1 protein-coding gene is annotated in these 230 nt (G+C 63.5%); it reads right to left on the bottom strand.

Annotation, left to right across the window (positions count from 1 at the left end):
* Positions 1-230: hypothetical protein (locus KB213_RS12385; RefSeq protein WP_456306881.1), on the bottom strand; the 230-nt coding region annotated here is incomplete at both ends.

Consider the following 230-nt stretch of genomic DNA (forward strand, 5'->3'; position numbering starts at 1 on the left):
GGTTGAAACTCAGCGCAGCGCGGGCCTTGTCGGGCAGCGCGGCGTCATGCTGCTGGCGAAACCCCGGGCCCCAGTCGATATACACATACGGGCCCGGCTTGCTCACCAGTTGCACCAGGATCAGCTTTTCTTCCAGCACCTGCTCCACCTGCAAACCCGGCCAGTACTGCGGCTGGAACACCAGCGCGGCGTCGAGCACACCCAGTTCCAATTGGCGCAGCAGGTATTCG

The sequence above is a fragment of the Neokomagataea anthophila genome (assembly GCF_018122595.1).
In the GTDB taxonomy this organism is placed as follows: Bacteria; Pseudomonadota; Alphaproteobacteria; order Acetobacterales; family Acetobacteraceae; genus Gluconobacter; species Gluconobacter anthophilus.